Below are 19,455 nucleotides of genomic sequence, written 5' to 3' on the forward strand. Positions count from 1 at the left end.
CGGCGAACATACGCTTGTTCGTTTCCCTCCGTTCGGCCGGACGGAAATCAACATACCGGGGAGACCGGACCGGATGTGACGGACCGTGCCGTTCGGCACCCTCGTCGACGACCGTCGCTGCCCGATAACACAATCGCGCGGTCCATCCCGTAGTCGCCTACGGTTTGTCGGCATCGGGCGTCAACAGGGCAGCGATCCGCGAGGTGGACCACCGTCCGATTCCGGGGCGCCGCGAGAGGTAGTCGGCGGCGGTGGCCGGGGACAGCCCGTGCCCGTCGACCAGACCATTCAGCACGGTTCGCAGATAGGCGGCCGACGGCGGGGATTCCTCGATCCGTCGATCGGAGGTGAACGTGAGGATCGGGTGGCCGTCGAGGTCTCCGCAGTGCAGCAGGGTCTCGTAACGACCCGGCCCGCGGCGGTGCCGGCCGTACCGCAGGGCCGGCGCGACGTCGATCGGTTCGCCGGGCTCGGCGCGCATCTCCTGGGCGACGATGTCCGCGAACTGCCCACCGGTCACCAGATAGCCGACCGCGGGGGTCCCGAGGGGATCGGCCGGGGCGTCCGGGTCCAGGAAGCTGATCCCGCCGCCCCAAACCTGCGAATGCCAGCCGAAGTACATCTCGCCGGGCAGGGTCAACGCCCGCGGCGGCGGCACCGGACTGCGGTCCCGGCAGCCCGGGTAGACGCGTTCGGCGCCCGGCGGGCGGCCGCCGATGAGGTAACAGTCGAATCGGGGACGGTGGAGGTTGGAACCGTAGGCGGCGTACCACAGCCGATCCATGCACCCTCCGGTCGACTCGTCCGCGACGCGGATCACCCCGGTACCCACTGTGCCACGGGTACCGGGGTGATGGTCGTTGGCGCTACTTGTCGTTCTCGGCGCCGGGCCCCTCCGGGATCGGCGGCTGCGGGACGACCGGGTACGCCCCGGTATAGCCCGCACGCTCGGCAGCCATCCGCATCACCTTGCCGCGCACCGCGTACCAGCCGCCGATCAGCGCCGGAACCATCACGATGATCGCGATCAGGTTCCAGTAGTTCTCGTAACACATCAGCACCGTGACCGCGGCCAGGAAGACCAGGGTCGCGTAACTCGTCCACGGCGTTCCGGGCAGCCGGAAGCTGGGACGGCTGACCAAACCCTGCTTGTCCCAGCGATACAGCTGGATCTGGCAGAGCATGATCATCCCCCAGGTGGAGATGATGCCCAGCGCCGACAGGTCGAGCGCGATGTTGAACGCCTCCGCGGGAACGAAGAGGTTGAGCACCACGCCGAGCAGGGTCAGGGCGCCGGTCAGGGCGATGCCGCCGAAGGGCACGCCGTTGCGGTTCATCACCCCGGTGAAGCCGGGTGCACTGCCGTTCATCGCCATCGAACGCAGGATCCGACCGGTGGAGTAGAGGCCGGCGTTCAGGCTGGACATCGCCGCGGTCAGCACCACCAGATTCATCACGCCACCGGCCGCGGGAATGCCGATCCGGGAGAAGAAGGTGACGAAGGGGCTTTCGCCGGAACGGAACTCGGTATACGGCAACAACAACGCCAGCAGCAGCAGGGAGCCGACGTAGAAGACCGCGATGCGGAAGATCACCGAGTTGATCGCCTTGGGCATCACCTTGGCCGGATGCTCGGTCTCACCCGCGGCGATGCCGACCAATTCGACAGCGGCATAGGCGAAGATGACGCCGGAGGTCACGACGAACAGCGCCATGGCCCCCTCGGGGAAGAGGCCGCCATTGTCGGCGATCACCGACAGGCCGGTCGACTGCCCCTGGATGTCGAAGCGCCCGGCCAGGAAGACCAGGCCGACCACCAGGAAGGTCACCAGGGCGGTGACCTTGATGATCGACGCCCAGAACTCCATCTCGCCGAAGAGCTTGACGGAGATGACGTTCATCGTCAGCACGATGCCCAGAGCGATCAACGCGATCAACCACTGCGGCAGGACGTCGAACATGCCCCAGTAGTGGACGTACAACGCGACCGCGGTCACGTCGACGATCGCGGTGGCCGCCCAGTTGAAGAAGTACAGCCAGCCGGTGACGAATGCCGTTTTCTCCCCGAAGAATTCACGGGCATACGAGACGAACGAGCCCGAGGACGGGCGATGCAGAACCAGCTCTCCCAGGGCCCGCAGGATGAAGAAGACGAAGACTCCGCAGAACGCATATACGAGAAATAGACCCGGACCCGCGTCATGGAGTCGACTACCGGCGCCCATGAACAGGCCGGTACCGATGGCGCCGCCGATCGCGATCATTTGGATCTGACGCGGTTTGAGACTCTTGTGATAGCCCTCGTCCTCGTGGGCGAGGGACGAATTATCGTAAGTGCTGGGAGATTCCGCCGACATGCCGTCCTCCTCATCGTCGGTTTTCGTCGATGCGCGATAGCGGAGATCAGCTCCGATCAGCTCCGCCGCACGGCGGATTTCACGGTAACAATCCTGACCAACTGTTCAAAGTCGAGGAATGTAAACAGTGCCGGCACGCGTATTACACAGCAGGACATTGCGCCCATGCCAATCGTGAGGGAACCGTATATGAACTGCGGGTATCCGAATTTACACGTACCGGAATGCGAACTAATCGACAAACTGGTCAATCACGACAATTACGCTGTCGTTCAATACCGTTCGCCCGGAATGGGAACTCCGCGCAGTGTTCGACCGACGATGTCGACAAACTCGAGGCAGTTCGAGTATCGCCGCGCAGGGTCCTTGTCGAGGGCCTTGGCGAATACCGAATCGAGCGAATGGGGCAACCACCTGCGGCGGGAGGTGATCGACGGAACCGACTCGCGCAGATGCGCGCGCATGGCCGCCGTTGCGGTGGCGCGCGGATAGGGAGTCGTTCCGGTCAGCAATTCGAAGACGCCGGCCGCGAAGGCGTATTCGTCGGTCGCGCCGGTCAACGGCCGTCCGGTCAGCACCTCCGGCGCGGCGTAGGCGATCGTGCCGTGAATCATGCCGGTCCGCACCGCATCCCGATCCGAGCCCGCGTACTGAGCGATTCCGAAATCGATCAGCACCGCATGCGATCGGCCGTCGATCAACATATTGGCCGGCTTGACGTCGCGATGCACCACACCGGCCGCGTGCACCACGTCGAGCGCCTCGGCGATCCCCCGGCAGACCTCCACGATGCGGGGCACGTCCGGCTCGCGCCCGCGGGCGGGTACCAGGTCCGCGGCGGAGCCGTCGTCGACGCACTGCATACTCAGCCACGGTAACTCGATCCGGTCATCCCGCCGGTCGGGTACGGTGCCGTGGTCGTACATACGCACGATGTGCGGGTGGTCGAACAGCGCGGCGACGTCGAACTCCTTGCGGAATCGTTCGTGGGCGGCGTCGCTGCCCGCCGCCTCCGGTCGCATCACCTTCCAGGCGACCGATTCGTCGGAACCCGGCCGGTACGCCCGGTAGACATCGGAGCTGCCGCCGCGCCCGAGTGGCCGATCGATCCGCAGCCCGGCCACCACCTCCCCGGACCGGAACATCGCGTCAGGCTCCGGAGGCCGGTGACCAGTCCGCGACGAGCGCGCCGATCGTCGGGGTCAGCTCCCGCTGCAGGAGTGGACCGAAGGTCACCCGGGCCACGCCGAGGGCGGCCAATTCCTTGGGCCCACCGGCGGGCGTGCCGGTCCGGGGGTTCGCGATGACGTTGATCGGACCGGGGATCTCGGTCACCAGGGCGGCGATCGTCGCGGCGTCGAGCTGCAGGGCGACCGGGTAGAGGCAGCGGGCGCCCGCCTGCGCGCAGAGCGTCAGCCGGGTGATCGCCTCGGCGACCGGGTCGTCGAACCTCTTGTGCCCCACCAGTAGGGCGTCGGTGCGCGCGTTGATCACCACATCGACGCCGGAAGCGTCCGCCGCGACCCGCAGCGCCGCGATGTAGTCCGCGTGCTCCGCGGGCTCGCGCATCCGGTCCTCGCTGTGCACGGTGTCCTCGATGTTGATGCCGACCGCGCCGGCGGCGAGGACCCGCTCGATCAATTCGTCCGCCGGGGTGTCGTAGCCGGACTCCATATCGGCGGTCACCGGAACGTCGACCGCCGCACAGATGCGGGCGATCCCGTCGAGCGCCTCGGTCAGCGACATCCCCTCGCCGTCGGGTCGCCCCAGCGAGTCGGCCAGCGGATGGCTGCCGATCGCCAGGGCCGGGAATCCGGCGTCGACGACCGCGCGGGCCGACCAGGCGTCCCAGACGTTCGGCAGTACCAGCAGTGTTCCGTTGTGGTGGCGCGCGAGCAGGTCGCGGGCCCGTCCGACGAGATCCGTGGTCATGAACCCACTCTGCCGGCCGGGCGTCCCGCCGGCGCGTCAGCCTGCGGCGGTGAACCTGCCGTCGGCGGCGACGGCGCCGGCCGATCCGGCGCACTCCCCGGCGGCGGCGCCGGCCAGCAGGTCGGCGTCGGTCGAAAACGCCATGGCCCGTGCGCCGCCCGGGGTCCGGGTGGCCAGCAGCACCCGCTCCGGGGCGCCGTCCCGATCCCGGGTGACCGTCCACGACTCGATGCGCGCCGGGCCCTCGTAGGTGACCGGGGCGGCGACCGTCGGCGCGGCGTCGACCACCGACTGCACGTCGGCGTACCGGAATCCGGCCGCCGGGGGCCGGGTGCCGTAGACGCCGAAGGCGTGCTTGGTCAGGAAGCCGCCGTTGGCGGTGACCATGCCGAGCGAGTCGGGATGCTCGCGCAGCGTGGTGATCATGGTGGCGATCGCGTGGGTGACGTAGTTGTTCCACGGGCCGCCGGCGAACGACAGACCGCCGGTGATGGTGAGCGGGCGGGCCGGATCATCCACCGGTAGGCCGAGTTCCGCCGCCGCGACCTGGACGGCGGACGGGAAGCAGGAGTAGACATCGAGGTGGTCGATCGCGTCGACCGAGGTCCCGGCCAGCTCGATCGCCGCGCGGCCCGCCGCCGCGATCGCCGGCGACCGATCCAGCGCGCCGCGTTCGGCGACGTTGAACGTGTCGTGGGCGTCGGTACCGGACAGCGGGAAGACCCAGCGGTCCTGCGGTACCCGGTAGCGGCGGGCGGCCTCGACCGAGCAGATCAGCACGGCCGCACCCTGTTCGACGCTGTTGTTCGCGTTCATCAGCTTGGTGTACGGGTCGGCGATCAGGCGGTTGTCCGGTCCGGGGGTGACGATCTCCGCCGGGGTGAACTCCCGCTGGATCCACGCGTCCGGGTTCTTGGCCGCTACCGACGAGAACCGGGACCACAACCGACCGAGGCGATCCCGATGATCGGCCGGCGAGCGCCCGGCGGCCAGCCGCAGGGCCTGCTCGAACAGGGGGTAGACCTCCGACGGCCGGATCAGACCGACGCGGGTATTGCCGTCGAAGAGCAGCGGCATCTCCGGCACCAGCACCTCCGCCGGTGTCACGGTCGACGGCTGATCGGTCCACGGCTGCCGGGTGCCGGCCCGCCGGTGCTGCGACCAGGTCCGCCACGTCTCGGCGCCGCCGATCAGCACGACGTCGGCGCGCCCGGCGGCGATATCCAGGGCGGCGGCGTTGACCAGCGACTGCGGCATATTGCCGCCGGTTCCGGTCACGCCGGTATGTCGGGGTGCGGCGCCGAGCCGTTCACCCACCAGCGCGCCGGGGTCGCGGTAGTACCAGGACAGCATGCCGACGACCCGGATCGAGTCGACCGATTCGGCCAGAAGGGGTGCCGCCGCGTCGTCGGCGGCGGCGCGGGCCGCGCGAACGATCAGATCGACCGGTTCGACCCCGCCCTCGCGTTGGTTGATCTGGCCGCCGCCGACGAGCACGGGGGTCCGGGGATCGAGGGTCATCGCTGGGTCGCCTTCGCGTCGCCGCATACCGCGTACATGTTGTCCAAGATAACGGGTATCGGCGCCTCGACCCGGATCATCGCCCCGATTGGCCGGCCGCGGGGTCGGGCACGCCGATCGCGGCGATCTCCCGCAGGGCGGCGAGATGCCGGTTCCAGGCCACCCGCCCCTGCGGCTCCAACGCCAACCAGGTGCGGGGTCGACGACCGACGTAGCCCTTGCGCACCTTGACGTAGCCGACCTGTTCGAGCGCGCCGACCTGCTTGGACAGGGCGGAATCGGTTACCTCGACCGCATCGCGCACGGTGGCGAAGTCGGCCTCGTCGACCGTGGCCAGGGCCGCGACCACACTGAAGCGCACGGGATTCTGCAGGGCCGGGTCCAGGCGATGCCGCGCGTGCCGATGCGGCTCGGTCATCGGCCCGCTCCGCGCGCGATCGACAGCCCGGTCACGATGCACGGCAGCGCGGTCACCACCGCGCCGATCGCCAGGTACCACCAGCGCAGGCCGAGCTCGATCTCGATGACGTTGAGGGCCATGATCACGACCAACAACACCGCGACCGTGCCCAACAGGGCGAACAGGCCCTTGCGCTTCGCCCCGCGCGGTACCGCCCCCGCCGCGCGCGACTGCCAGACGGTGACGGCGAGCAGCAGGGCGACATAGCCGGCGAGCACGAGCGGCGAGCTGCTGCCACCGTCGACCGTCCGGGTCACCACGACGTACGCGCCGATGATGATGCCGGTCGCGGCCAGGTACAGGCCGTATATCCGACGATCCTTCGCGCCGGCCAGGTCGAGTTGCGCGGCGCGGTCGAGTCGATCGCGCGCATCCTCGGCGGTGTAGTCGGGTCCGTTCATCGTCGCCTCCTCGGGCATCCGCTTCCGTCGTTCGGAAACTAATGACCAGTAGAGCAACTACTTTCTAATTTGGCAAGTAGTTGCCGCGGAGGTCTCGGTACCGCGAGCCGGAACGCGGGCAGCACCACGACTCAGTTCATGGCGGCCCGGGCCGACCAATAGGACGTCGCGTGCAGCCGCTGGGGAAGCTCGTCGAGCGACCACCCTCCGCGCTCCACCCAGCCGGCCAGTTCGACGGCGTCGTCGGCGGTGCGGATCGGGCCCACCCAGCGGGCGGGTCCGACCGGCGCGCGGTGGTGGGCGTCGCACGGTTGCAGCATCGCGTAGGTCTCGGCCTCGCCACTGCCGGGCGTGCGATAGATCGGCGCGAGCAGGGCCGGTGTGGATACGAGCATTCCGTGCGCACACCGCCGCACCGTCGCTCGCAGGCCGTCGAGGGTGGCGGACTCGACCGCACCCCCGGGGCCGGTGCAGACCACCACCGTGAAGGCACGGTCGGTCCCACTCGTTCGCCCCTGCGTCATCGCCGCTCTCCCTTCGCCGGTTCGCCACCCTCCCAGATTATCGATAGTGATTATCGTTATCAACAGGTTCGTCGCGGCGGCGGGTATAGCGCGGCACGTAGCGCGCCAATAGCCCGGCGCCGAGCACCGACCACCCCGCCGACACCAGCACGGCCACCGACAGGGGTGCGAACGCCGCCCATATCGCGATCGACAGGGGACCGGCGAAGAAGCCGCCGTCGTGGGTCAGCCGCCAGGCGGCGAGGAATTCCGCCCGACCGTCCGGCGGGGCGACATCGGCTCCGATCGTCATGATGACCCCATTGCCGAATCCGTTGCCGATCCCCATGATCACGGCCACCACGGCAAACGTCGCGACGCTGTCGGTCAACGGGAGCGTGGCATAGGACACCGCCATCACCAGGATCGACGGCACGGCGATGAAGGTGCGGCCGAAGCGGTCCATCAGATATCCGGCGGGATAGGCGCAGAGGACGTCGGCGGCCGCACCCACCCCGAAGAGCAGGCTCGCGGTGGCCGGCGACAGCCCGATATGGCTGGCCCACAACGGAAGAACCGCGTCACGCGAACTGCGGGCGATACCGAGCAGCAGCGATCCACCGCCGAGGGTGACCAGCAGCCGCCCGTGCCGGCGCATCACCGCACCCAGTGGGACCGCCCGCGGCGAGGCGCCCGCCCCCTCCGGATCCGGCAGGCGCGCCATCAGAACGCCGGAGATCACGATCGCGGTCAGCTGGACGACGAACCCACCGCCGATGCCCATCCCCCAGATCGCCGCCGCCCCGATCAGCGGGCCGACGAAGAAGCCGAAGCGCATCGTGCCGCCGAACAGCGACATCGCCCGCGCCCGCCAGGCGAACGGAATCGCCAGCGACAGATAGTTCTGCCGGGCGAGCCCCCAGACCGCGTTGGCGCAGCCGACCAGCAGAATGCCCAGCGCCAGCACCCAGATCGCCGGGGCCAGCAGACACATCAGCGACCCGGTCGCCGCTACCGTGCTCGCCAGGATGATCGACCGGCGCTCCCCCAACCGCGCGACGATCTGACCGGCGCGCAGATCGCCGAGGACCTGGCCGAGGCCGACCGCCGCGACCGCCAGACCCGCCACCGCAACGGAGGCGCCGAGTTCCAGGGCCGCCAGGGCCATCACCGGCGCGGCGGCGCCCTGGCCGATCCCGTAGGTGGCGGCGGGCAGGAAGACCGTCGTCGCCAACGCCCGCAGCGGACGGTCGCGCTCCGCCGCCGCGCCGCTGGGCGCGGCGGCGGTATCCCGATCGGTCACGCAGGCGCGCCGACCCGCCGGCCGGACGACGCGGGCACGCGGGCGGGCGCCTCGATACCGTAGTGGCCGTGCAGGGTCGTCGCCTCGTAGTCGGTGCGGAATCGACCGCGCCGCTGCAGGATCGGCACGACATGGTCGACGAAGTCCGCCAGCCCGCCCGGCAGGTAGGGCGGCATGATGTTGAAGCCGTCGGCGGCTCCGGCGTCCACCCAGGCGATCAGGTCGTCGGCGATCTGCTCCGGTGTCCCGGCGATGCTGCGGTGGCCGCGTCCGCCGCCGAGCCTGCCGAGCAGGTCGCGCACGGTGAGGTTCTCCGCGGTCGCGAGTTCGCGTACCAGCGTCGATCGGCTCTTCTGGCCCTCGATGTGCGACTCGGCGGGCAGGTTGGGCAGCCGCTCGTCGAGCGAGAGCCCGGTCAGGTCGACCCCGAAGACCGCGGACAGTTGACGCAACGCGTAGTCCGCCGAGATCAGGTCGGTGAATTCGCGTTCCAAAGCCAGCGCCGCCGACTCGGTATCCGCGATATACGGCACGATGCCCGGCAGGATCGCGATATCCGCCGGGGTGCGCCCATAGCGGGGCAGGCGCCCGTGCAGGTCGGCGACAAATCGGCGCCCCTCGGCGATGCTGCGCTGGGCGGTGAAGACGACCTCCGCGTGGCGCGCGGCCAGGTCCTTGCCCGCCTCGGAACTGCCGGCCTGGACGAGCACGGGGCGGCCCTGCGGCGACCGCGGCGAGTTGAGCGGACCGCGCACCGCGAAGTGCTCGCCGACGTGATCGACGGTCCGGACGCGCTGCGGATCGGCGAAGGTCGCCGACTCGACATCGAGCACCACCGCGCCGTCGCCCCAGCTGTCCCAGAGCTCGAGCACGACGTCGACGAATTCCTCCGCACGCCGATACCGTTGGGCGTGAACGGGTATCGCGTCGTAACCGAAGTTGCGGGCCTCGTCGAAGCCGGCGGAGGTGACGATATTCCAGCCGGCGCGCCCGCCGCTGATGTGGTCGAGCGAGGCGAAGGCCCGCGCCAGGGTGAACGGATGCTGGTAGCCGGTCGACGCGGTGGCGATCAGCCCGACGTGCCGGGTGGCCCCGGCGATCGCCGAAAGCAGGGTCAGCGGCTCGAAGACCGCGGGCGAATTGCGTTCGACGTTCGGTCCGACCGCGAGGGTATCGGCCAGGAAGATCGAGTCGAGCCGACCGCGTTCGGCGATCCGCGCCACCTCGACGAAGTGGTTGACGTCGAGGATGTCGCGTTCCGCGGTGCGCGGATGCCGCCAGGCGGCCTCGTGGTGGCCGACCCCCATCAGGAAGGCGTTGAGATGCAACTGCCGTGTCACGTCGCGTGGTCCTTTCGTCACGAATCGCCGGCGGGACGCCAGCTGGAGAAGCGCCGCTCGAGCAGGACGAGAACGGCATTGAAGACCAGACCGACCAGGGCGATCGACACGATGCCCGCATACATATTCGGGATCTGGAAGTTCAACTGACTGGCCATGATCAGATAGCCGAGCCCCGATTGGGCGCCGACCATCTCGGCGGCGATCAGCACCAGGATCGACGCGGCCGCCGACAGCCGCAGGCCGGTGAAGATCGTCGGCAACGACGCCGGCAGCACGACTTTCTGGAACAGCCGAAACGGGGAGAGCCCCAACGATCGGGCCGACTTGATCAGCAACGGGTCGACGGTGCGCACTCCGGAGATCGTGTTGAGCAGGATCGGGAAGGTGCAGGCGTAGACGACCAGGGCGACCTTGGAAGTCTCGCCGATGCCCAGGATCAGCACGAAGACCGGCAACAGGGCCAGCGCCGCGGTATTGCGGAACAGTTCGAGCACCGGGTTGAGGTACTGCGCCACCGGCCGGTACCAGCCGATCAACACCCCGAGCGGGATCGCGACGATCACCGCGATGGCGAAGCCCTGCAGGGCGCGGCCGACACTGGCCGAGACATGCTGCCACAGCTGGCCATTGACGGCCAGGTCGACCAAGGCCCCGATCACCACCGAGAATTCGGGCAGGAAGGTGCGGTCGACCAGTCCGAGGCGGGGAGCGAGCTCCCAGACCGTGGCCAGCAGGATCAACGCGATCGAGGACCGGAAGATCCGCCGGCCGGTGCCGCCACCCTTGCGCGGCGGTCCCGTGAGGGGTCGCCGCCCCGCCGGTGCGGCGCCGCCGTCCGCCGGGGTGACCTGCTCGAGCGTCGAACTAGACATGGGCCACCGTCCCCACCACATCGCCGGCCACGGCGCGCTGCTGCGCCTCCGGTCGCAGCGACAGCCAGATCCGATGGCGGTAGTCGCGGAAGCGCTCCGACGAACGCAGGTCGTCGACCGCATCCCGATCGATATCGATGTCGAAGATCTCCTTGATGCGGCCGGGCCGTTCGGTGAGCACCGCGACCCGGTTGCCGAGGTAGATCGCCTCGTCGATGCCGTGGGTGATGAACAGGATCGTCTTGCCGGTCGTTCGCCAGATGCGCAGCAGTTCGTCCTGCAGGTTCTCGCGGGTCTGGGCGTCCAATGCCGCGAACGGCTCGTCCATCAACAGGATGTCGGGGTCGTAGGCGAGGCTGCGCGCGATCGCCACGCGCTGCTTCATGCCGCCGGACAGCTCGTGGGGGAAGCGATCACCGAAGCCCACCAGCCCGACCAGCTCCAGGTACTCGTCGGCGATCGTGCGGCGCTCGCGGCGGCCGACCCCCTTGGCCTCCAACCCGAATTCGATATTGCCGCGGGCGGTGCGCCACGGCAGCAGAGCGTATTGCTGGAAGACGATCCCGCGGTCGAGGCCGGGCCCGGTGACCGGAGCACCGTCGAGGAGAATCTCGCCGGAGGTGGGGGTGGTCAAACCCGCCACCAGGTCGAGCAGGGTCGATTTGCCGCTGCCGCTGGGACCGACCAGCACCAGGAATTCGCCGCGGTGGGCGGTGATCGTCACATCGTCGACGGCCAGAAAGGCGGGCCGCCCGGTCACCGTGAACTGTTTGGTGACCGATCTGAGCTCGAGGGTGGGAACGGGCATGCTGTCTCCAAAGGGTTCGCCGGCGGCCTGCGCCGAATCGGTTACGCCATGGTGGTCGGTGTCGGAGATGCGGGGCAACAGCCGTTTTCACGATGCGGAACGGCGGCGACCGATCAGATCGCGCCGCGCAGAATGCCGTCGACCGCGGCGTCGACGCGGGGCGGATCGACCGCGTCGACCAGCAGGGCCGCCGTCGTCCGCATCACCGGGAAGACCTGCGCGATCAGCGCGGAGTTCAATCGCACGCTGCGCGCCTGTACGCCGATCGAGGCGCGCACGTGGCCGTACCGGTCGAAGACGGGTACCGCGATCGCGGTGACGTCGTCGTGCGAGGTGATCGCGTATCCACGCCGCCGGGTGGTCTCGATGTCCGCGGGTTGCCCGTCGCGACGTTCCCGTCGACCGGTGAACGCGACGAGCGCATTGCCCATCGCCGTCGACCGCAGGTCCGCACGCTGCTGGGGAATCTGATTGTGACAGAACGTCACCGGCGGCCGCGCCATGTAGACGGTCACCGACTGTCGCTTCTCGGCGACCGACAGGCTCGCGGTCATCCCGATGCGGGAGGACAGCCCGTGCAGATGCGGCGCGGCGGAGTCGACGTCGACCGGTATGCGCACCGAATTGGCGAGCGTCAGCAGCCCCTCGCCGATCCCGTACCCCTCCGACTCCGGGTCCTTCATCAGCAGTCGGCCGCGCACCAGCGCCTGGGCGATGCGGTGAGTGGTGCTCACCGGCAGGTCGGCGCGCCGGGCGACCTCGGTAATCGACAGGAAGCGGTCCTCACCGTCGAGGGCGTAGAGCACCGATACGGCACGTTCGATCGCTTGGGATCCGGTCCGAACCGGGCGCACACCGGCCGGTAGATCGTCGGTGTCGGCCACAGTTCGCCTCCTTCGGCTCACGCATGAATCCCACGATCCCGCAGCGAACCGTTCGGCAGGAGGGTTGCGCGCGGCGTGATCGTATCGCCGCCGCGGGCCGGCCGATCGGGTGCGGGTTCCACGATGTGGAAGCGCTCTTGGCCAGTGCCCGAACGACTTCCATATTGGAGACACGACCGATCACCCGGCCCCAGCGGCCCCTGTGGAAGGGAGTCACCCGTGACCCTCGCCGATGTACCCGCCACCGACACGTCCACTGTTCGGATCGAACCGATCGCCGGATTCCTCGGCGCGGAGATCTCCGGAGTGGACCTGACCGAGGAGCAGAGTCCCGCCGCCCAGCAGGAGCTGCGCGACGCCCTCTACGAGTACAAGGTGCTGTTCCTGCGCGATCAGCCGATCGACCACGCCCAGCAGGTACGGTTCACCTCGATCTTCGGACCGGTGACCGATGCCCATCCGTTGGGCTATACCGACAAGTCCCCGGAGGGCTTCCCGCAGATCCTCGAGGTCGACTCGCGCATCTACGCCGCCCGCGGCGGCGCCCGCCGGTACAGCTACGCCAACTTCTGGCATCAGGACATCACCGCGCTGATCAACCCGCCGGCGGTCACCGTCCTGCGCGGCGAGCTGGTCCCCGAGGTCGGCGGCGACACCAGTTGGACCGATCTGGTGGCCGCCTACGAGAGCCTGCCGGAATCCTTGCAGCGTTTCCTCGAGGGGCTCTACGCGGAGAACCGGTTCGGCGGCCGGGAGCGCCGCTGGGAGAACAACTCCGAGGCCGAGACCCTCACCCGGGAGACCCCGATCATCAGCGAGCACCCGGTGGTGCGGGTGCACCCGGTGACCGGCAAGCGCCTGCTCGCGATCAACCCGGGCTTCACCAGTCGCATCGTCGGCCTGAGCCCTCGGCAGAGCGACCGCCTGCTCGACCTGCTGTTCGCGGAGATCACCAATCCGGCCTTCACCGTTCGCGTGCGGTGGACCCCGAACAGCGTCGGCGTCTGGGACAACCGGGCGACCGCGCATCAGGCGCCGACCGATCTCGACCACCTCGACGTCGTGCGGGTGCTGCATCGCACCACCGTCGAGGGCGACATTCCGGTCGGCGTCGACGGACAGCAGTCACGGTCGATCTCCGGCGAGCCCTTCCGCGCCCGCGCCTGACCGCCGCTCGACCGGCTCGAACCGCACCGACCGCACGATCGAAGGAGTTTCGACATGACCGTCACCGACCATCGGACCCCGAGCGCCGATACCGCCGTGGCACCGCACTTCGCACCCGTCGCCGGCCATATCGGCGCCGAGGTCTCCGACGTCGACCTGACCGCCCCACTGACATCGGCGCAGGTCGAGGCGCTGCGCGCGGGCCTGCACCGCTACAAGGTGCTCTTCTTCCACGACCAGCCGATCGACCATGCCCAGCAGATCGCGTTCTCCCGGCATTTCGGCCCGGTCACCGCCTCGCATCCCTACGACGACGACGCCCCGACCGAGTTCCCGGAGATCCTCGCGGTCGACAACCGCAACTACGAGAAGAAGTTCGGGGTCAAGGCGGCGAGCTATACCAACGAGTGGCATACCGACGTCACCGCCCTGGTCAACCCGCCGGCGGTCACCGTACTGCGCTCGGCGATCGTGCCCGACCGGGGTGGCGACACCACCTGGACCAACCTGGCCGCCGCCTACGCCGGTCTGCCGGAACCGTTGCGGGAGTTGGCCGACGGGCTGCGCGCCGAGCACCGCTTCGGTGGGCGCCGACCGGCCTTTGCCGCCGGCAGCCGCTACGACGAGAAGGTCAGCCGGACACCGCTGGTCGCGGAGCATCCGGTGGTGCGGGTGCACCCGGTCACCGGTGAGCGACTGCTGTTCGTCACCCCGGGCTTCACCCACCGCATCGTCGGCTACTCCCGCCGGCAGAGCGACGCCCTGCTCGACCTGCTCTTCGACGAGGTCACCAACCCCGCCTATACGGTTCGATTCCGTTGGCGTCCCGACAGTCTCGCGATCTGGGACAATCGTGCGACCGCGCATCTGGCGCCGAGCGATGTCAATCATCTCGAGATCGACCGGCTGCTGTACCGCACGACCATCGAGGGCGACATCCCGGTCGGGGTGGACGGTACGCCATCGGTGGCCATCTCCGGTGAACAGTTCACCGGTTCCTGACCGACCCGAATACCCACACGAAAGGCGATACCCGGTGCGCAGAAATCGGCCCGTTCCCCTGCTGATCATGGCGATCATCGTGGCGGTGGTCTCGGCATGTTCCGCCGCCGGGAGCGCGGGGTCCGGCGACGACGGGAAAACCGTTCTGCGCTATCAGGGTTCACCCTCGCAGGTGCAGTGGCCGGAACTGGCCGAGGCCTTGGGGTACTACGACAAGGTCACCCTCGACTGGGTGGGCGACACCACCAGCGGCCCACAGGACATCCAGTCGGTGGCCACCGGTCAGACCGATATCGGGTCCGCGTTCAACGGATCGGTCGCCAAGCTGCAGGAGGCGGGCTCGCCGATCACCGCGGTCATCTCGAGCAGCGGCTCGGACGATCAGACCTTCCAGGGGTACTTCTCCCTGGAAGGCAGCGGGATCGAGGGTCCGCGGGATCTGATCGGCAAGCGGGTCGGCATCAACACCCTCGGCGCCTACCACGAATACGCGATCAAGGAGTGGCTCTTCCGCAACGGCCTGTCGGATGACGAGATCAACCGGGTCGAACTGACCGTGGTGCCGCCGATCAATACCGAGCAGGCGCTGCGCAATGGTCAGATCGATGTCGGCAATCTCGGTGGTGTCTTCAAGGACGTCGCCCTCGAGACCGGCGGCCTGCACGAGGTCTTCCGGGATACCGATCTGATCGGCAACCTGTCGATCGCCACGACGGTGCTGCGGGACGATTTCATCGCCGAGAACCGGGAGGCCGTCGCCGATTACGTGCAGGGCACCGCCCGGGCGATCCGGTGGGCGCAGCTGCACCCACGGGAGGAGGTGATCGCGAAGTTCGAGGAGATCATCAACAACCGCGGGCGCAACGAGAACACCGAGTACGTGCAGCAGTGGAAGAGCCCCGGCATCCCGGCTCCCGGCGGGGTGATCAGCGCCGACGAGTTCACCCTCTGGATCGACGAGGCGATCCGCCTCGGTCAGCTCCAACCCGGGATCGACGTCGACGGGCTGTTCACCAACGAGTTCAACCCCTACGCGAACGGCACCTTCGATCCGTCCGCCGACGAAACCGGCTCGACCTGAGGAGGATTCGATACAGCACGGCGCGCGGGCCGGCACCCTCAGTGGGTGCCGGCCCGCGCGGCATTCCGGTCAGAGATCCCAGACCGGTTCGGTCAGGTTGCCGCGCAGGGCATCGAGCAGGACCTGCGCCGGGCGGGACTCGGGCGGCTTGCCGTAGTGGGCGACCAGCACATGGCGGCGCAGACCGGGCACCGGATGCAGAGTGACGTCCGGGTGACGGTTGGCGCGCAGGGTCAGCCCCGGCAGCAGGCTCACCCCGAGGCCCGCGGCCACCAGGGCCTGCACGGCGACGAAGTCCTCGGTCTCGAAGTCGACGCGCGGGGTGAACCCGGCGTCCTTGCACGCGTCGACCAGATGCTCCCGGCACCGCTCACACCCGGCGATCCACCGCTGATCGGCGAAGTCGCGCAATTCCGGCTGGGCGTGGTCGGTGTCCTGTCGCGGGGTCACCAGATACAGCGGCTCGTCGAGCAAGGGGATCAGGGTGGTGTCGCGGCGGTCGACCGCGGGCGCCTCGCCGTACTCGAAGACGACGGCCGCGTCGATCTCCCCCGCGCGCAGCGCCGCGAACGCCTCCGGCGGCTCCGCCTCGGTCAACGACAGTTCGACCCCGGGGTAGGCCGACACGATCGCCGCGGCCGCCGCCGGCACGATCGTGGCCAGAGCGGACGGGAACGCGGCCAGGCGCACGCGGCCGGTGCGCATCCCGGCGAGTTCCTCGAGTTCGGCGTGCGCCGATTCGACCTGTGCCAGGATCTGCTCGGCACGTTCGGCCAACAACCGACCGGCGTCGGTCAACCGGATACCGCGGCCCATCCGCTGCAGCAGCGGCATACCGACCTCGGCCTCCAGCCGAGACAGCTGGTGGCTGACCGACGGTTGCGCATAGTGCAGCGCCTCCGCGGCGGCGGTGATCGACCCTTCGCGCGCGACGGCGGCCAGTACGCGAAGTCGTCCCACGTCCAGCACCCTCGAAGTATAGGTGCGTTCTATGGTTCCTAAGAAAACTGGCATTGGACCCTATGGATCGCGCGGGGAAAGGTGGCGAGCATGGCGAAAACACCTCCCGGCGCGGGGCAGTCGATGTCGGTCAGCGACGCCGCCGCGCGGACACTGGCGAATGCAACCAAGACCGTTCCGCAGATGGCCGAGATCACCCCCCGGTGGTTGGTCCATCTGCTGAGCTGGGTACCGGTGGAAGCCGGCATCTACCGGGTGAACAAGGTGATCCACCCGGAGTCGGTCAACATCCAGTGCGACAACTACGACGAGGCTCCGCTGGAGGAGACCTACGTCGACTACGACCCGAATCCGCGGGAGTACCGCCTCAAGGCCGTGCAGACCGTGCTCGACATCCACACCCGGATCTCGGACCTCTACTCGAGCCCGCACAATCAGACCGCGCAGCAGCTGCGGCTGACGATCGAGGCGGTCAAGGAGCACCAGGAAAACGAGCTGATCAACAGCCCGGAATACGGTCTGCTCAGCAGCGTCGCCGACAGCCAGCGCGTCCCCACCCTCGGCGGCCCGCCCACCCCGGACGACCTGGACGGCCTGATCGCCAAGGTGTGGAAGCAGCCCGGCTTCTTCATCATGCATCCCGAAGCGGTGGCCGCCTTCGGCCGCGAATGCACCCGGCGCGGTGTGCCGCCACCCACGGTCAGCATGTTCGGTTCACAGTTCCTGACCTGGCGCGGCCTGCCGATCGTTCCGTCGAACAAGGTGCCGCTCGAGGACGGCAAGACCAAGGTGCTGTTGCTGCGCACCGGTGAAGCCCGTCAGGGTGTGGTCGGCCTCTTCCAGCCGGGTGTCTCCGGCGAGCAGGGACCGGGATTGTCGGTGCGGTTCATGGGAATCGATCGCAGCGCGATCGCCTCCTATCTGGTGTCGCTGTACTGTTCGCTCGCCGTACTGACCGACGATGCCCTGGCCGTGCTCGATGACGTCGAGGTGGATAAGTTCCATGACTACAGCCCCACCTACCGGTGACGGTGGCGCACCTGCCTGGTTGCCGGACGAAGCGACGCTGAGCCGGATGGCCGGGGAGCTCTTTCGGGCTCTCCCCGGCCAGGATCCGTTCGAGCCGTCCCCGGCGGTGGCCAGTGGGCCGCCCGGGGTGGTCGGGCCGCCGATGAGCCCGCCGAACGGTCCGCCGCCGACCAGCGCGCCGGCCAGTACGGCCCAATTCGCCAGCGGGTTCGCCGTGCCCACACCGGATCTGCCGATCCAGCCGGTCACCCCGGATGTTCCCGACCTGTCGGGCCTGACCGGTGGCGGGGTGGCGAGTCCGACCGCCGGCACGACGCCGGGCGGCCCGTCCGTCCCCTCGGGTGGAGCCACTCCCGGCAGCCTTCCGTCGGGTGCCCCGGCTGTGCCGTCGGTGTCCCCGGCTGCGCCGTCGGTGTCCCAGTTCTACTTCCTGACCGATATCCCCGGCTACACCCCGGCGGCGCCGGCCACACCGGGTTACGGCGAGGTGGCGCTGCCGCCGACCGATCTGTCGACCGACGACCGGTTCGCGGAGCCGCCGTGGTATTCCGCAGGACCTCAGTCGGTTTCCCCCGGTTCGATACCGCAGCTGCCGCTCGATCCGCATCCGCCGTTCGACGTGCACGCGATCCGGCGGGACTTCCCGATCCTGTCGGAGCGGGTCAACGGCAAGCCGCTGATCTGGCTGGACAACGCTGCGACCACGCAGAAGCCGCAGGCGGTAATCGATCGACTGGTGGAGTTCTACTCGCGGGAGAACTCGAATATCCACCGGGCCGCACACGAATTGGCGGCGCGGGCGACCGACGCCTACGAGGGGGCAAGGCGCACGATCGCCGACTTCCTCGGCGCCGGCTCACCCGAGGAGATCATCTTCGTCCGCGGGACCACCGAGGGCATCAACCTGATCGCCAATACGTGGGGCCACAAGAATATTCGTGAGGGCGACGAGATCGTCATCTCGCACCTCGAGCACCACGCGAATATCGTGCCCTGGCAGATGCTCGCCGAGCGGACCGGCGCGGTCATCAAGGTGATTCCGGTCGACGACGACGGCGTGCTGCTGATCGACGAGTACACCAAGCTGCTGTCCGACCGCACCAAGCTCGTGTCGGTCACCCACGTGTCCAACGCCTTGGGCACCGTGACTCCGATCAAGCAGATCATCGACATCGGCCACCGGGCCGGTGCGACCGTGCTGATCGACGGCGCCCAGTCGGTGCCGCATATCCAGGTGAACGTCACCGAATTGGATGCCGACTTCCTGGTGTTCTCCGGCCACAAGATCTTCGGCCCCACCGGAATCGGCGCGGTGTACGGCAAGCGGGAGATCCTCGAGGACATGCCGCCCTGGGAGGGCGGCGGCAATATGATCGTCGATGTCACCCTGGAGCGGGCGACCTTCCACGAGCCGCCCGGACGCTTCGAAGCCGGCACCGGCAATATCGCGGACGCCGCCGGTCTCGCCGCGGCGCTCGACTACGTGCAGCGGATCGGCCTGCCGAATATCGCTGCGTACGAACACGGTTTGGTCGAGTACGCGATGGCCGGGCTGCGGCAGGTACCGGGGCTGACGTTGATCGGTACCGCTCCGGAGAAGGCGAGCGTGGTGTCCTTCGTCCTCGACGGCTACGAGCCGCTCGAGGTGGGTACCGCGCTCAACCAGGAGGGCATCGCCGTGCGGGCCGGGCATCATTGCGCCCAGCCGATCCTGCGGCGCTTCGGCCTCGAGGCGACGGTGCGCCCGTCGTTCGCGTTCTACAACACCTGCCAGGAGGTCGACGCCCTGGTGGCGGCCGTACATCGGCTCGCCGCCCGACGCGGCCACTGAG

At 68.7% G+C, this 19,455-nt stretch carries 19 protein-coding genes; 5 read left to right on the forward strand and 14 right to left on the reverse strand.

The features are described 5' to 3' along the window. Positions 1–157 precede the first annotated feature (157 nt). The 13 genes from MB1_RS20135 to MB1_RS20195 form a co-directional block, all read right to left on the reverse strand. Entirely contained in the window at positions 158–832 is a 675-nt protein-coding gene (locus MB1_RS20135) for a histone deacetylase (RefSeq protein ID WP_218000284.1), read from the reverse strand. A 34-nt stretch (positions 833–866) separates the two neighbouring features. Next, on the reverse strand, positions 867–2,357 hold the full coding sequence (locus tag MB1_RS20140; protein ID WP_066911669.1) for an amino acid permease: 1,491 nt from the start codon (positions 2,355–2,357) through the stop codon (positions 867–869). A 272-nt stretch (positions 2,358–2,629) separates the two neighbouring features. Then, the gene (locus MB1_RS20145; protein ID WP_066911672.1) at positions 2,630–3,502 is read right to left on the reverse strand and encodes a serine/threonine-protein kinase; all 873 of its coding nucleotides are present in this window, start codon (positions 3,500–3,502) and stop codon (positions 2,630–2,632) included. Positions 3,503–3,506: 4 nt separating this feature from the next. Continuing rightward, positions 3,507–4,289 (reverse strand): isocitrate lyase/PEP mutase family protein, encoded by a 783-nt coding sequence (locus tag MB1_RS20150; RefSeq protein ID WP_066911675.1) that lies wholly within the window; start codon positions 4,287–4,289, stop codon positions 3,507–3,509. 36 nt (positions 4,290–4,325) lie between these two features. Beyond that, on the reverse strand, positions 4,326–5,810 hold the full coding sequence (locus MB1_RS20155; protein WP_066911779.1) for an acetyl-CoA acetyltransferase: 1,485 nt from the start codon (positions 5,808–5,810) through the stop codon (positions 4,326–4,328). 76 nt (positions 5,811–5,886) lie between these two features. Further along, entirely contained in the window at positions 5,887–6,228 is a 342-nt protein-coding gene (locus tag MB1_RS20160) for a winged helix-turn-helix domain-containing protein (protein WP_066911678.1), read from the reverse strand. Further along, on the reverse strand, positions 6,225–6,671 hold the full coding sequence (locus MB1_RS20165) for a hypothetical protein (protein ID WP_157084188.1): 447 nt from the start codon (positions 6,669–6,671) through the stop codon (positions 6,225–6,227). The genes MB1_RS20160 and MB1_RS20165 overlap by 4 nt, the downstream gene beginning before the upstream one ends. Before the next feature lie 131 nt (positions 6,672–6,802). Beyond that, positions 6,803–7,195 carry a hypothetical protein gene (locus MB1_RS20170; RefSeq protein WP_157084189.1) on the reverse strand — a complete coding sequence of 131 codons (393 nt, stop codon included), beginning with the start codon at positions 7,193–7,195 and terminating at the stop codon, positions 6,803–6,805. A 37-nt stretch (positions 7,196–7,232) separates the two neighbouring features. Next, a complete protein-coding gene (locus tag MB1_RS20175) occupies positions 7,233–8,477 on the reverse strand; it encodes an MFS transporter (protein ID WP_066911687.1) in 1,245 nt (414 codons plus the stop codon). Further along, the gene (locus tag MB1_RS20180) at positions 8,474–9,784 is read right to left on the reverse strand and encodes an LLM class flavin-dependent oxidoreductase (protein WP_066911782.1); all 1,311 of its coding nucleotides are present in this window, start codon (positions 9,782–9,784) and stop codon (positions 8,474–8,476) included. The genes MB1_RS20175 and MB1_RS20180 overlap by 4 nt, the downstream gene beginning before the upstream one ends. A gap of 50 nt (positions 9,785–9,834) precedes the next feature. Then, on the reverse strand, positions 9,835–10,692 hold the full coding sequence (locus MB1_RS20185; protein WP_066911690.1) for an ABC transporter permease: 858 nt from the start codon (positions 10,690–10,692) through the stop codon (positions 9,835–9,837). Next, positions 10,685–11,500: an ABC transporter ATP-binding protein gene (locus MB1_RS20190; RefSeq protein ID WP_066911784.1), complete on the reverse strand. Its 816-nt coding sequence runs from the start codon at positions 11,498–11,500 to the stop codon at positions 10,685–10,687. The genes MB1_RS20185 and MB1_RS20190 overlap by 8 nt, the downstream gene beginning before the upstream one ends. Positions 11,501–11,613: 113 nt before the next feature. Next, entirely contained in the window at positions 11,614–12,384 is a 771-nt protein-coding gene (locus MB1_RS20195; RefSeq protein ID WP_245650282.1) for an IclR family transcriptional regulator, read from the reverse strand. Positions 12,385–12,603: 219 nt separating this feature from the next. Between MB1_RS20195 and MB1_RS20200 the strand changes: the two genes are divergently transcribed. The 3 genes from MB1_RS20200 (at position 12,604) to MB1_RS20210 (ending at position 15,634) form a co-directional block, all read left to right on the forward strand. Then, complete coding sequence (locus MB1_RS20200) at positions 12,604–13,551, forward strand: TauD/TfdA dioxygenase family protein (protein ID WP_066911693.1); 948 nt, start codon at positions 12,604–12,606, stop codon at positions 13,549–13,551. Between the two features lie 54 nt (positions 13,552–13,605). After that, a complete protein-coding gene (locus tag MB1_RS20205; protein ID WP_066911696.1) occupies positions 13,606–14,553 on the forward strand; it encodes a TauD/TfdA dioxygenase family protein in 948 nt (315 codons plus the stop codon). 67 nt (positions 14,554–14,620) lie between these two features. Next, positions 14,621–15,634 (forward strand): ABC transporter substrate-binding protein, encoded by a 1,014-nt coding sequence (locus MB1_RS20210; RefSeq protein WP_066911700.1) that lies wholly within the window; start codon positions 14,621–14,623, stop codon positions 15,632–15,634. Between the two features lie 69 nt (positions 15,635–15,703). On the opposite strand, the gene MB1_RS20215 is transcribed toward MB1_RS20210, so the two are convergent. Further along, the gene (locus tag MB1_RS20215) at positions 15,704–16,603 is read right to left on the reverse strand and encodes a LysR family transcriptional regulator (protein ID WP_066911703.1); all 900 of its coding nucleotides are present in this window, start codon (positions 16,601–16,603) and stop codon (positions 15,704–15,706) included. An 81-nt stretch (positions 16,604–16,684) separates the two neighbouring features. Here MB1_RS20215 and MB1_RS20220 point away from each other — a divergent pair, with 81 nt between their 5' ends. After that, a complete protein-coding gene (locus MB1_RS20220; protein ID WP_066911705.1) occupies positions 16,685–17,623 on the forward strand; it encodes a family 2A encapsulin nanocompartment shell protein in 939 nt (312 codons plus the stop codon). 142 nt (positions 17,624–17,765) lie between these two features. Further along, complete coding sequence (locus MB1_RS20225; RefSeq protein ID WP_439646964.1) at positions 17,766–19,454, forward strand: family 2A encapsulin nanocompartment cargo protein cysteine desulfurase; 1,689 nt, start codon at positions 17,766–17,768, stop codon at positions 19,452–19,454. The last annotated feature ends 1 nt before the right edge of the window (position 19,455 follow it).

Source organism: Millisia brevis NBRC 105863 (assembly GCF_001552615.1).
In the GTDB taxonomy this organism is placed as follows: Bacteria; Actinomycetota; Actinomycetes; order Mycobacteriales; family Mycobacteriaceae; genus Millisia; species Millisia brevis.